The sequence below is a fragment of the Micromonospora sp. B11E3 genome (assembly GCF_039871625.1).
Classification (GTDB): Bacteria; Actinomycetota; Actinomycetes; order Mycobacteriales; family Micromonosporaceae; genus Micromonospora.
The window spans coordinates 65,605-79,154 of sequence record NZ_JBDPMC010000023.1 but is presented as its reverse complement, the minus strand read 5'-3'; the positions used below and the strand labels follow the sequence as shown (position 1 = coordinate 79,154).

Sequence of the window (13,550 nt, the reverse complement as noted above, 5' to 3'; positions counted from 1 at the left end):
ACAGCCCCGGCGTGCGCGTGCGGGTGCACACAGTGCCCGTCGATCACAGCAAGCGTGGACACTTTGCCGCTGCCCTGGGCGGGCCCGCGAGATCCACCATTCCGAGATAAAGATCGAAGCTGATCCGCCCTCAACCGCAGCGCACGCCGGCTGGTCGGCCACTGTTGCGGCAGCGTACCAGGGAGGTGAGCCATGGCCGTCGAGCCCCTGCCCCCCGCCGAGACCGGCGCGGTCGAGCCCGGCACCCAGATCACGCACCCGGACGGCCGGGTCGAACTGCGGGACTTCTCCACGATCGCCGACAGCCCGTACTTCAACGAAGAGCTGGCTCCGGTGCCGATCGAGAAGCGCACCTGGACCACGTACAACTTCGCGGCGCTGTGGATCGGCATGGCGCACAACATCCCCAGCTACCTGCTCGCCGCCGGGCTGATCCAGCTCGGCATGAACTGGGTGCAGGCGTTCCTGACGATCACGTTGGGGAACCTGCTGGTGCTGATCCCGATGCTGCTGAACAGCCACGCGGGCACCAAGTACGGCATCCCGTTCCCGGTGTTCGCCCGCGCGTTCTACGGGGTCCGGGGCGCCAACCTCGCGGCCCTGCTGCGGGCGTTCATCGCCTGCGGCTGGTTCGGCATCCAGACGTGGATCGGCGGCGAGGCGATCTACGCGATCACCGGCAAGCTGCTCGGCTCGTGGTGGGTCGACGCGGCCACCGTCTGGGACTACCCGTGGACGTTGTGGGCGTCGTTCCTGCTGTTCTGGGCGATCGAGATGGCGATCATCTGGCGGGGCATGGAGACGCTGCGGCGCTTCGAGAACTGGGCCGCGCCGTTCGTCATCGTCGTCGCCGTCGCCCTGCTGGTCTGGGTGCTGGTGGAGGCGGGCGGGCTCGGCCCGATCCTGTCCCAGCCGTCGACGCTGGGCTGGGGCGGTGACTTCTGGCGGCTGTTCGCGCCGTCGCTGATGGCGATGGTGGCGTTCTGGGCGACGCTGTCGCTGAACATCCCGGACTTCACCCGCTTCGGCGGCAGCCAGCGGCAGCAGGCGTACGGGCAGGTGCTGGGCCTGCCGACGACGATGTCGTTCTTCGCCATCCTGTCGATCGTCATCACCTCGGGCACGGCGGCGATCTACGGCGAGGCGATCTGGGACCCGATCCAGCTGGCGGCGAAGTTCGACAACCCCCTCGTCGTCGCGCTGGGCCTGTTCACGGTCGTGGTGGCGACGCTGTCGGTGAACGTCGCCGCGAACACGGTCAGCCCGGCGTACGACTTCTCCAACGCCGCGCCCCGGCTGGTCAGCTTCCGCACCGGCGGCCTGATCACCGGCGTGCTGGGCATCCTGATCCAGCCGTGGCGCCTGGTGCAGGACCCGAACATCTACATTTTCGTCTGGCTCGGGTTCTACGGCGGCCTGCTCGGCGCCGTCGCCGGCGTGCTCGTCGCCGGCTACTGGGTCCGCAGCCGCACCCGCCTGCACCTGCCGGCCCTCTACCGCCCCGAGGGCAGGTACTGGTTCTCCGGCGGCTGGAACTGGGCGGCGGTCGTCGCGACCGTCGTCGGCGCGGTCCTGGCGGTGGGCGGGGCGTACTCGGCGCCCGGCAAGGGACCGTTCCCGGAGGACGGGCTGATCCCGTTCCTCAAGCCGCTCTACGACTACAGCTGGGCCGCCGGTCTCGTCGGCGCGTTCGTCGTCTACCTGGCGTTGACGCTACCGGGCGGTCGCGCGAAGCGTGCCGCCCACCCCAAGGAGGTAAGCAGGTGAGCAACATCGTCCGGGCCGGACTGGTGCAGCAGAAGTGGACCGGTGACAAGGAGTCGATGATCGCAAACGCGGTCGAGGCGATCCGCAGCGCCGCGTCGCAGGGCGCGCAGGTCGTCTGCCTGCAGGAGCTGTTCTACGGCCCGTACTTCTGCCAGGTGCAGGACGCCGACTACTACTCGTACACCGAGGCGATCCCGGACGGGCCGACGACCGCGCTGATGTGCGAGCTGGCCGAGCAGCTCGGCGTGGTGCTGGTCGTGCCGATGTACGAGCAGGAGCAGCCGGGCGTCTACTACAACACGGCGGCGGTGATCGACGCCGACGGCACGTACCTCGGCAAGCACCGCAAGAACCACATCCCGCAGGTGAAGGGGTTCTGGGAGAAGTTCTACTTCCGGCCGGGGAACCTCGGCTATCCCGTGTTCGACACGGCCGTGGGCCGCATCGGCGTCTACATCTGCTACGAGCGGCACTTCCCGGAGGGCTGGCGGGCGCTGGGCCTGGCCGGCGCGAAGATCGTGTTCAACCCGTCGGCGACGAGCCGGGGCCTGTCGGAGTACCTGTGGCGGCTGGAGCAGCCGGCTGCGGCGGTGGCCAACGAGTACTACGTCGGCACGATCAACCGGGTCGGCGTGGAGCCGTTGGGCGACAACGACTTCTACGGCCAGTCGTACTTCGTGGACCCGCGCGGGCAGCTGGTGGGTGACGCGGCGTCGGACACCGAGGAGGAGGTCGTGGTCCGCGACCTGGACATGGACAAGCTGGCCGAGGTACGCGACCTGTGGGCGTTCTACCGCGACCGCCGGCCCGAGACCTACGGATCGCTGGTGAACCCGTGAGCATCATCATTCGCAACGGGACGGTCGTCAACGCCACCGGGGCGTACCCGGCGGACGTGCTGGTGTCCGGCGAGCGGATCGCGGCGCTCGCCGCGCCCGAGTCGGGCCTGGCGCAGCAGTGGGCCGCCGGCGCCGAGCGCGTCGTCGACGCAGCCGGCAAGTACGTGGTGCCGGGCGGCATCGACGGCCACACCCACATGGAGATGCCGTTCGGCGGCACGTTCTCGGCGGACACCTTCGAGACGGGAACGATCGCGGCGGCCTGGGGCGGCACGACGACCATCGTGGACTTCGCCGTGCAGGCCAAGGGGACGTCGCTGCTGGCCGCGCTGGACTCCTGGCACGGCAAGGCCGACGGGAACTGCGCCATCGACTACGCCTTCCACATGATCGTCTCGGACGTCAACGACACCTCGCTCAAGGAGATGGAGGCCTGCATCGACGCGGGCGTCAACACGTTCAAGATGTTCATGGCGTACCCGGGGGTCTTCTACGCCACCGACGGGGAGATCCTGCGAGCGATGCAGAAGGCCCGCGACACCGGGTCGATGATCCTCATGCACGCCGAGAACGGCATCGCGATCGACCAGCTCGTCGCGCAGGCCCTCGCGAACGGGCAGGTGGAGCCGGTGCAGCACGGGCTGACCCGGCCGCCGGAGCTGGAGGGCGAGGCCACCTCCCGGGCGATCACCCTGGCCGGGGTCACCGGCGCGCCGCTGTACATCGTGCACCTGTCGGCCGCGCACGCCCTCGACGCGGTGACCCGGGCGCGCGACACCGGCCAGAACGTGTTCGCCGAAACCTGCCCGCAGTACCTGTTCCTGTCGCTGGACGACATGGCCGGGCCCGACTTCGAGGGCGCGAAGTACGTCGCCTCTCCCCCGCTGCGGCCGAAGGAGCACCAGGCGGAGCTGTGGCGGGGACTGCGCACCAACGACCTGTCGCTGGTGTCCACCGACCACTGCCCGTTCTGCTTCAAGGACCAGAAGGAGCTGGGCCGGGGCGACTTCTCCAAGATCCCGAACGGGATGCCGGGCGTGGAGCACCGGATGGACCTGCTCTACCAGGGCGTGGTGAAGGGCGAGATCAGCCTGGCCCGGTGGGTGGAGATCAGCTCGACCACGCCCGCCCGGATGTTCGGCCTGTACCCGCGCAAGGGCATCATCGCGCCGGGCGCGGACGCGGACATCACCGTGTACGACCCGACGGCCCGGCAGACGATCTCCGCCCGTACCCACCACATGAACGTGGACTACTCGGCGTACGAGGGCATGGAGCTGACCGGGAAGGTCTCGACCGTGCTGTCGCGCGGCCGGGTCGTGGTCGACGGCGACGCCTTCCACGGCGCCGCCGGGCACGGCCGGTTCCTGAAGCGCGACCTGTGCCAGTACCTGGTCTGACGGAGGAGGAGTCGTGGACTTCGGTGTCGTACTGCAGACCGACCCGCCCGCCCGCGAGGTCGTGGCGGGCCTCGCCGCCGCCGAGGACAACGGGTTCCGGTACGGGTGGACGTTCGACTCGTGCGTGCTGTGGCAGGAGCCGTTCGTCATCTACTCGCAGGTCCTCGCCGCGACGAAGCACCTGGTCGTCGGGCCGATGGTGACCAACCCGAGCACCCGCGACTGGTCGGTCACCGCCTCGCTGTTCGCCACGCTCAACGAGATGTTCGGCAACCGTACGGTGTGCGGGATCGGCCGGGGCGACTCCGCCCGGCGGGTCATCGGCCAGCGACCGGCGAGCCTGGCCGAGTTGGGGCGGGCCATGCGCGTGATCAAGGAGCTGGCCGAGGGGCGCGAGGTGGAGCACCACGGCACGCCGGTGCGCATCCCGTGGGTGCGCGACGGCCGGTTGGAGATCTGGATGGCCGCGTACGGCCCGAAGGCGCTGAAGCTGGTCGGCGAGCAGGCCGACGGCTTCATCCTGCAGACCGCCGACCCGGACATCGCCCGCTGGACGATCGGCTCGGTACGCGAGGCCGCCGCCGCCGCCGGCCGGGACCCCGACGCGATCACCATGTGCGTGGCCGCGCCCGCGTACGTGGGCACGGACCTCGCCCACCAGCGCGAGCAGCTGCGCTGGTTCGGCGGGATGGTCGGCAACCACGTCGCCGACCTGGTCGTCCGCTACGGCGACTCGGGGGTCGTGCCCCGGGCGTTGACCGACTACATCAAGGGGCGCGAGGGCTACGACTACTCGCACCACGGCCGCGCCGGCAACCCGTCGACCGACTTCGTCCCGGACGAGATCGTCGACCGATTCTGCCTGCTCGGTCCCGAGTCGGCGCACGTCGACCGGTTGCAGGAGCTGACGGAGATCGGGGTCGACAACTTCGCCCTGTATCTGATGCACGACGACAGGGAGAAGACGCTCGCGTCGTACGGCACCGGGGTGATCCCGCACGTCTGACCCGGACGCTCAAGGCGTGCCACGCCTTCCTGGCCGAGGGCGACACTCTCGTGGTGCCCTCCCTCGACCGCTACGGCCGCTCCCTCAAGGACCTCGTGACGATGGTCGCCGAGCTGCGCGAGCGCGGTGTCGGCTTCACCTCGCTCCACGAGAACCTGGACACCACCACCCCCGGCGGGCGTCTGATCTTCCACGTCTTCGCCGCGCTCGCGGAGTTCATCCGCGAGCTCATCGTCGCGGGGACGAACGAGGGCCTGGCCGCCGCCCGCGCCCGCGGCCGGACCGGCGGGCGCCCCTCGGTCATCACGCCCGAGCTCTTGCGCGCGGCCCGCGACATGCTCCCCAACCCGGAGAACAGCATCGAGTCCATCGCGAAACTCCTCGGCGTTTCCGCCGGCACTCTCTACAACCACATCCCCGACCTGCGTGAACTACGCGCCTCCCGCGTTCCGCGCCAGCTCGAAGGCAGTACCTCGTAGCTCACGGCGGAGCCGTTGTGGCCTTTGGCCTCACCTCGGCTGGACCCTGGTGCAGGGCCGCCAGCGGCCGTTGTCAGTGACCGGATCTACTGTGGGGCCCGTCGCTCGCCCATGTCGCGGGCGGGTTCATCAGAGGAGCGCTGACCTGGGTCGGCGTGGGTCCGAGGAAGGGGCGGCCGTGCGGCGCTGGGAGCTGGCTGACGGGGGAGAAAACAGCCCGACCATGTTCTGGGAGGTTGGGTCGGACGGCGCGATGGTAATTGTCCGTCACGGAGATGCCGGTGCACCCGGGCGTACGCGGGTCGAGGACTGCGGCTCGGCGACGGCCGCGGAGGCGTACGTGGCCGAGGCCGTGCGAGAGAAGGAACGCGAGGGGTACGCGCCCGTGGGCGCCGGCCACACGCCGGACGCCGGGGGCACCGGAAACGCCGAAGATGCTGCGACGACACCCGACGAGGACTCCTTCGTGATGCCCGTCGCCTGGCGGCACAGGGTCCGCCCGCGCTGGGGCGGCATCGAGCGGTTCACGCACGTCCCCCATGGGGCGGCTCTCGACCACTGGGACAGGCGGCTCGCGGCGGCGAAGGAGGAGTGGACCGGCACGGTCCTCGACGGGGACGTCCCGGGCGTCGACCCTGAGCTGGCAGCCGCCGCACGCCGCTACCTGAAGGGGACGGCGGATCCGGTCGGCGCCGCGGTCCTGGCCGTGATCACCGACCGCGGGAAGCTGCTGTACGAAGAGGTCGTTGACGCCTGGGATCTGCGGCACGGGCTGGTCTTCGCGGCCCGTGCCACGGTGGAGCTGTTCGAGCTCGACCACGAGAGCGGCCAGGACCGGACCACCAGGCTGGCCGTCCTGCCCGAGGGCGACTCGCCGCCGCGGCAACGGCTGTGGTTGCGCCGGAGCGCCGCCGACCGGATGCGGACGCTGCTGTCGATGGCCGGTGAGGACCAGTACCGCGAGGTGGTAGCGGCTCTGGCCGCGCACCGCGGCGGTGCGCGGCGCCGAATTGTGGTGTCGTATCTGGTCCCGGGCGAGACCGACTGGGTCGCGGAGTGCTGCGCCGACCCGGGGGAGAGCGGCCGGGAAGATCATGTCGTACGCGCCATGCTGTTCGAGTCGCTGAACGACGAGGAGCAGCTGCGTGCTCTGCTGCGGGCGGGCGGCGTGCCCGCCTACGACGGCAGGCTCTCCACTGCGGCCACCGTCGCCGAGGGCGTCGGCCCGGCCGTCGCCGCGCTGATCGCGGAGATCTGGCGGGACCGTACGCCTTCCTACGGGGCATCGGCGGAAGAACAGGCGGGCATCTTGGCGGAGCTGCCGACGGACGAGGCGTTCGAGCTGCTGATGTCCCACGCGGACGACAAACAGGTGCGTCCGGCGCTGCTGGAGGCGGTGCGCCGGTATCCGGTGCGCGCGGCCCGCCTGCTGGCCGGCCGGGCGGCGCCCGCCCCGGGCCGCAACTCCTTCCTGCTGGGCCAGTTGCTGACCGCGCATGTAGCCACGCACGGTGAGCTGCTGAAGTCGCGGATCGCACAGTTCCCGCCCAAGGCCGCCGAGGTGGTGCGGGAGCTGCTGCACCCGGCCGCCGCCGACGCCCCCGCCGACGCGCTGCCCGAGCTGCTGGTGAGCCCGCCGTGGACAGGCAGGCGGACGGCGCCGAAGCCGAGAATCGTCAAGGGGCTCGTCGCCGGTGAGGAGACCCGCATGCTGTGGCAGCCCGGCGAGCGCGAGGCATGGGCTGCCGCCGTCGAGGAGCCCACGCGGCGGGTGCGGCGCCGGCAGAACGAGCCGTATCCCGACGTCCGAACCCTGTGGGAGCAGTTCACGGACCTCGACAACCATCGTCTGGCCGCCCTGTTCGCCGACGGCCCGGATACGTACCGCCCGCTGCTGGCGCAGTGGACTCCCCAGCACATGTGGGAGCTCGTCAAGGAGCTGAAGCCGGTGGCCGCCCGGTGGGAGGAGGACGCGCTGCCGCCGATACTGCGCGCCGCGGCGCGGGAGCCCGCTGTGGCCGGCGGGCTGCTCCTGCCCTATCGGCAGCTGGAGGTCGCGCGGCTGATGGCCGACTGGTTCGTGCGGCTGAAGTCCGTCGCGGCCACGACCCGCGCCTGGTTCGCCCGGCACGGCGCGGACGCCGCCGCGCTGCTGGTGCCCGACGCGGCCGGTCCGGCGGGCGCCGCCCGCCACAGCGCCGAGCACGCGCTGCGGGCCATCGCCGCCACGCACGGCAAGGACGCCGTACTCGACGCGGCGGCCGGTCACGGCCCCAAGGCGGTCGACGCTGTCCGGGACCTGCTGTCGGCCGACGGTCTGGAGCTGGCGCTGCCGTCGAAGATGCCGCGGCCCGCCGCCTGGGCGGACCCCCGGCTGCTGCCGCGCGTGCTGCTGCGAGACCGGGCCTCGGCGCTGCCGGCCGAGTCCGTGCGCCATCTGCTGACCATGCTGGCGATCTCCCGGCCGGGCGCGGTCTATACGGGCGTGGAGATGGTGAAGGAGGCGTGCGATCCCGAGTCGCTGGCCGCCTTCGCCTGGTCCCTGTTCGAGCAGTGGCGGCTGTCCGGGATGCCGGCCAAGGAAAGCTGGGCGCTGCATGCCCTGGGGTGGCTCGGCGACGACGACACGGTGCGCCGGCTGGCGCCGGTCCTGCGGAACTGGCCCGGCGAGGGAGCGCACCAGCGGGCCGTGGAGGGCCTGGACGTGCTGGCGGCCATCGGCAGCGACGTGGCCCTGATGCATCTGCACGGGGTGTCCCAGCGCGTGAAATTCAAGGCGCTCAGGACGCGCGCCATGGAGAAGATCGAGCAGGTGGCGGCCGATCTGGGGCTGTCCGGCGAGGAACTCGCCGACCGGCTGGTGCCGGACTTCGGGCTGGACGCCGACGGCTCGACCGTCGTGGACTACGGGCCCCGGCGCTTCACCGTGGGCTTCGACGAGCAATTGCGGCCGTACGTCCTGGACCAGAACGGCAAGCGGCGCAAGGACCTGCCCAAACCGGGTGCCCGCGACGACGCCGAGCTGGCGCCGGCGGAACGTAAGCGGTTCATGGCGCTGAAGAAAGACGTGCGGACGGTGGCCTCGGACCAGGTGCGCCGGCTGGAGGGCTCGATGGTCGCGGGCCGCAGCTGGACGACCGGTGAGTTCCGCGAGCTGTTCGTCTCCCATCCCCTGCTGTGGCATCTGGTGCGGCGGCTGGTGTGGCTGTGCGTCCCGGCCGGGGCTTCGGAGAGGGCTCTGTACGGGACCCCGGCCATCAGCGGCGCTGGTGCGGTGACGGCGTTCCGGGTGGCGGAGGACCGCACCTTCGCCGACGTACGGGATGAGGAGTTCACGTTGCCGGAGGACGCCTCGGTGCGGCTGGCGCACCCGCTTCACCTCGGCGAGGAGCTGACGCAGTGGAAGGAGCTGTTCGCCGGCCACGAGATCCTGCAGCCTTTCCCGCAGCTCGGCCGCGCCGTGCACCGGCTCACGGACGACGAGGCGGCCGGCGACCGGTTGGAGCGGTTCGAGAACATCACCGTGCCGACAGCCAAACTGCTCGGCCTGGAACGGCGCGGCTGGAAACGCGACGAGCCGATGTTCGCGGGTGTGCAGTGCTGGCTGTCCAAGCGGGTCGCGAAGGACCGCTGGATCATCGTCAGTCCGTCGGAGGGGTTCACGATCGGCGCCGTCGACGTCTCCACCGAGCAGTCGCTGGAATTCATAGGGCTGTCCGAGCAGCCCAGTGCGTGGAACCCGCCCGGGGAGCTGTCCACGCTCGCCTTCGCCGAACTCGACCCGGTGACCGCGTCCGAGCTGCTCGCCGATCTCACGGAGCTGGTGGCGCGGTGACGACCGACGCACCACACTGCACGGGCACAGCTCGGGGACGGCGCCGCGGCACGCGACACCGCGGCCGGTACGACGCGGGAGGAGTCATCCGCACCGCCCGCGACCTGCGGCCCGACCCCGGCCGCTCGATCACCTCGATCGCCAAGCTGCCGGGTGGGTATGCCGGCACCCTCTACAACCACATCCCGGTGGTCGTTGACCGCGTTCAGCCAGGTGCCGCCGCGCTTGAGGCCGAAGTAGCGCGGGCTGGGCGCGGCGTTGATGGTGCGCACCGGTACCACGAACCGCAGCCCGTCGACACTGGCGAGCAGCCCGCCGCCCCACAGCTGGGCAATCTCGATGCCAGCCTGCGCCTCGATCAGGCGGGCATTGGCTGCAGCGTGGGTTTCTGCGCGCACGTAGTTCTGGTCCACGTGCGAGAGCCGGTCACGGGTCAGCGCCGGCTCGCCCGGCTTGACCACCGGCGTCCGGCCGACGTTGCACGCCTCGGCCACCAGCAGCGCCGCGATGCTGACCGACAGATCCTCGATGCGGGTAGACAGGTCCCCGACGTGCACGTACTCGTCGAAGCAGCCGGTCCAGGAGTGCACCTCCATCAGCAGCTCGGGCAAATCGACGCGGGGCAGCATCGCCGCGACCGTCTTGCGCAGCGCCACCAGCGACGCCGGCTCGCCGAGGGCTTCCAGCTTCTCCACGCTCAAGCGCATCCGCCCGCCGTCGCCGGGCACGATCCGCACGCCACCACGGACACCTCAACCCCGCTCAAATTCGAAGAGCCGAAATTGATTCCGGAAAAAGGGCGAGGCGCGACGCGGCAGGCGTTTTTCGCCGCACCGACCCGTGACTCGGGCATGGCACAGGCGGCGCCGCGGCCGTGTCCTGATCGGATGCGCGCCGCGACGCAAGGGCGACCGAGGCGATGCGGCCCGATGACCGGGACGGCCGCCCATCGCTTACGGCAATCGGATGGCCACTTAACGTCATCGGTGAAGGAGTCGGCCGAGCGCGGAATTCAGAACGCGCCAATCCCGGCGACCTGCTGGTAGATCAGCAGGCGCCAGGGAGGGGCGGCACCACCGGGCATCGACGACGATGAGAGCGGCTCCCCCGAAAGGCGGGCGCTTGATGGCTGGATCGCTCTCCTACCAGCCGTTACACCGTAGCTACGATCCGCAGACATGCCTCGCCCTGAACGTCCTCTTCAACCTGACCTCAATCCACTGCACGCGTTCGCCGATCAATTGCGTCAATTGCGGTACTCCGCAGGCAATCCCACCTACCAGCGGATGGCGCGGCAGAGCGGCCGCTCCCGGACCGCGCTCGCCGACGCGGCCGGTGGCGCCCGGCTGCCGAAGTGGGAAACGGTGGCGGCCTACGTGTCCTGCTGTGGTGGCGATCCGGCCTATTTTCGCCGCGCCTGGGCGCAACTGCGGGCGCTGCGCGAGGGCGACCCGTCGGTCGGTGGCGAGTTCGAACAACTGTCAAATCTGCCGCGTCGTCCGACGCCCGTTTTCCTCGGCCGGCGGGAAACGCTGCAGAGCCTGGCGGAACAGGTCAATGTCGACGCCGGTGGAACTGTCCTCGGGGCCGCGGTGTTCGGGCTCGGCGGAGTGGGCAAGACCGAGCTCGCGCTCCAGTACGCGCACGCGCACCGCGGCCGGTACCGGCCGTTGTGGTGGGTCGACGCGGACACCGCCGACAGCGTCGCGGCCGGTCTCGCCGCGCTGACCCGGAGCCTGACGCCCACGTGGCCACGGTCGGCGGGGGTCGACGACGCGGCCGCGTGGGCGCTGCGGTGGCTCGCCGGGCATGGCGGCTGGCTCGTGGTCCTCGACAATGTCACCGATCCGGCCGTGATCGAGCCGGTGCTGGCCGCCGCCAGCAGAAGCGAGGGCTCCGGCCGGGTCGTGGTGACCAGCCGCCGGGACATGGACTGGGCCGGGCTGGGATTGGCCCCGCTGCGGGTTCCGGTCCTCGCCCGTGAAGCGAGCGTGGACCTGCTGGTCCGCCGCGCCGGCCGGGAGGGTGAACTGGCGGAGGCCCGTGAACTCGCCGCGGACCTCGGTGACCTGCCGCTCGCGATATGCCACGCGGCCGCGTACCTGATGGAGCGCAGGCACGTGACCGTCGGCGAGTACCGGCGGCGGTGCGCCGAACAGTCCGGCCGGATCCTGGACGTCACACCCCGGTCCCGTCCGTGGGAGCACTCGGTGGCCCGTACCTGGCAGGTGTCCATCACCGCCGTCGCCGACGAGGACCCCGTCGCGGCTGAACTCTTCGACGTCATCGCGTACCTGGCGCCGGATCGCATCCCGGTCGAACTGCTGTGCGCGGGCCGGGACCCGCTCGTGATCGAGGACGCACTCGCCCTCGGCGCGTCCTACAGCCTCGTCACCAGGGCCGGCGCGGTGCTCAACGTGCACCGGCTGGTGCAGGCCGTGATCCGCGCGGCGCACGTCGACGCGACCGCGTGCCGGGCGGCGGCCGGACTGTTACGGGCGGCACTGCCCGAGGGCGACCCGGAGACCGCGGTGGGCGACTGGGAGCGCTGGACCCTGCTCGCCCCGCACATCGAAGCCCTCGCGGCGCACCTGGCCGGCCCCCTCGGGCGCGACGCGGGTCTGGCCGCGGTCGGCGCGACGTTGCTGCTCGCGTGCGCGGCCTATCACCGCGGCCAGGGCCGCTACGCGACGTCGGCGGGCATGGCGGAGCTGGCCGTGGAGTTGCGACAGCGGCTGTTCGGCACCGAACACCCCGATGTGCTCGGTGCGCGCTACGTGCTGGCGGGCTGCTACTGGTCCGTGGGCCGGCTGCGGGAAGCCGCGCGGCTCAGCGACGACGTACTCGCGGACCGACGGCGACTGCTCGGCGCCGATCACCCCGACACACTGCGGACGGCGAGCAGCGTGGCCATCGGGTACCGCGAGCTCGGCCGGCACGACGAGGCGATCGCGCTGACCGAGGAGACCCTCCGCGCCCGGATGCGGGTGCTCGGTCCGTACCATCCGGAGACGCTGCACTCACGCAACGACCTTGCCGGCTGTCTCCGGGCCGTGCAGCGGATCGAGGAGGCCACAGCCCTGTACGAGGCGACGCTTCGGACCCGTCGGCGAATCCTCGGTGACGATCACCCCGACACGTTGACGTCCCAGCACAACCTGGCGCTGGCGTACCGGGCGACGGGCCGGGTCGCGGAGGCGCAGCGGCTCCTGGTCGAGACCGTCGCGGCTCGCCGGCACGTGCTGGGCGTCGAGCACCCCGACACCCGACGGTCCCAGGAGGCGCTCGCCGCCTGTGACGGTGCGGACCTCCGGCGGCACCAGGGCGTGCCCGCACCCGAGTTCTCCATGGCGCAGGCGTAACCGGGCTACCCTGCGACGCCGGGGCGGTTCCCGCCCGCGGGCCGGCGACGCGATCACCAGCGCGCACCGACGTACGGGAGACCGGGGAGGGGCGGGGACGCCCCCGCCATCCCCGCGTTCTCCCGCGCTGCCCCGACGCTTCGTTCGAGCCCATGCCGGTTGTCCGTCGCCGACGGTCTACGGCCTCCTATTCGGACACTGGGGACGATGCGCCGCCCGCCTCGTTGCTCGTACCGTCAGCCTGCACGGGCAACAAGCAGGACGGTTGCCGGGCGATCGGCGAAGAACTGGAGCGTACGGCTTCGTGACGCGCCCCATCGCCCGGCACGCCGAACAGTAGGAATGAGTGAGACATGCCGACGGATTCGGGTTCCGCCACCATACCGACCGGGTCACCGGGCGAGCTGCCAGGCTGGGCCGCGCAGCTGTACGCCCGTGACACCACCAGCCAGGCGCTCGGCGTTCGTGTCGAACGGGTCGACGCCGGCCGAGCCACCGTCCGGCTGCGGATCACCCCCGAGATGCTCAACGGGCACGGCATCGCGCACGGTGGCTACCTGTTTTTGCTGGCCGACACCGCGTTCGCGTACGCCTGCAACGGGTACGGGCCGGTCACGGTCGCGCACAGCGCCCAGATCAGCTTCCTGCACCCGGTCGCCGTGGACGACGAACTGTCCGCCGAGGCGGTCGCACGGCACCGGTACGGGCGCAACGGCGTCTACGACGTCACGGTGCGCCGGCAGGACGGCGCGGTCGTCGCCGAGTTCCGGGGACACAGCGTCGCGCTCGCCGGCCGCCCGCCGGCCGCCGGGGGCGCCTGAGCCTCCTGAGGTCACCCCGCGAGGGAAACACGTCGCCGAAA

The 13,550-nt window shown here is 71.2% G+C and carries 8 protein-coding genes and 1 pseudogene; 8 read left to right on the top strand and 1 reads right to left on the bottom strand.

Annotated elements, in window-relative coordinates; all coding sequences use genetic code 11:
* Positions 1-192: 192 nt before the first annotated feature.
* From ABGB16_RS14575 to ABGB16_RS14550, 6 genes are all read left to right on the top strand, one after another.
* Positions 193-1,767, top strand: coding sequence for an NCS1 family nucleobase:cation symporter-1 (locus ABGB16_RS14575; RefSeq protein WP_347668566.1), 1,575 nt, complete (start codon positions 193-195; stop codon positions 1,765-1,767).
* On the top strand, positions 1,764-2,606 hold the full coding sequence (locus tag ABGB16_RS14570; RefSeq protein WP_347668565.1) for a nitrilase-related carbon-nitrogen hydrolase: 843 nt from the start codon (positions 1,764-1,766) through the stop codon (positions 2,604-2,606). The genes ABGB16_RS14575 and ABGB16_RS14570 overlap by 4 nt, the downstream gene beginning before the upstream one ends.
* Positions 2,603-4,006 (top strand): dihydropyrimidinase, encoded by a 1,404-nt coding sequence (gene hydA, locus ABGB16_RS14565; protein ID WP_347668564.1) that lies wholly within the window; start codon positions 2,603-2,605, stop codon positions 4,004-4,006. Before ABGB16_RS14570 ends, hydA begins: the two co-directional genes overlap by 4 nt.
* Positions 4,007-4,019: 13 nt before the next feature.
* Positions 4,020-5,012: a TIGR03842 family LLM class F420-dependent oxidoreductase gene (locus ABGB16_RS14560; protein WP_347668563.1), complete on the top strand. Its 993-nt coding sequence runs from the start codon at positions 4,020-4,022 to the stop codon at positions 5,010-5,012.
* Entirely contained in the window at positions 5,009-5,491 is a 483-nt protein-coding gene (locus tag ABGB16_RS14555) for a recombinase family protein (RefSeq protein ID WP_347668582.1), read from the top strand. The genes ABGB16_RS14560 and ABGB16_RS14555 overlap by 4 nt, the downstream gene beginning before the upstream one ends.
* Before the next feature lie 223 nt (positions 5,492-5,714).
* Positions 5,715-9,326, top strand: coding sequence for a DUF4132 domain-containing protein (locus ABGB16_RS14550; protein ID WP_347668581.1), 3,612 nt, complete (start codon positions 5,715-5,717; stop codon positions 9,324-9,326).
* A 194-nt stretch (positions 9,327-9,520) separates the two neighbouring features.
* Here the strand turns inward: ABGB16_RS14550 and ABGB16_RS14545 are convergent.
* A pseudogene (locus tag ABGB16_RS14545) lies at positions 9,521-10,069 on the bottom strand (Tn3 family transposase); the annotation flags it as partial.
* A 507-nt stretch (positions 10,070-10,576) separates the two neighbouring features.
* Between ABGB16_RS14545 and fxsT the strand changes: the two are divergent.
* Together fxsT and paaI are read left to right on the top strand one after the other, a co-directional pair.
* Positions 10,577-12,688, top strand: coding sequence for an FxSxx-COOH system tetratricopeptide repeat protein (gene fxsT, locus ABGB16_RS14540; protein WP_347668562.1), 2,112 nt, complete (start codon positions 10,577-10,579; stop codon positions 12,686-12,688).
* 353 nt (positions 12,689-13,041) lie between these two features.
* On the top strand, positions 13,042-13,509 hold the full coding sequence (gene paaI, locus ABGB16_RS14535; RefSeq protein WP_347668561.1) for a hydroxyphenylacetyl-CoA thioesterase PaaI: 468 nt from the start codon (positions 13,042-13,044) through the stop codon (positions 13,507-13,509).
* The last annotated feature ends 41 nt before the right edge of the window (positions 13,510-13,550 follow it).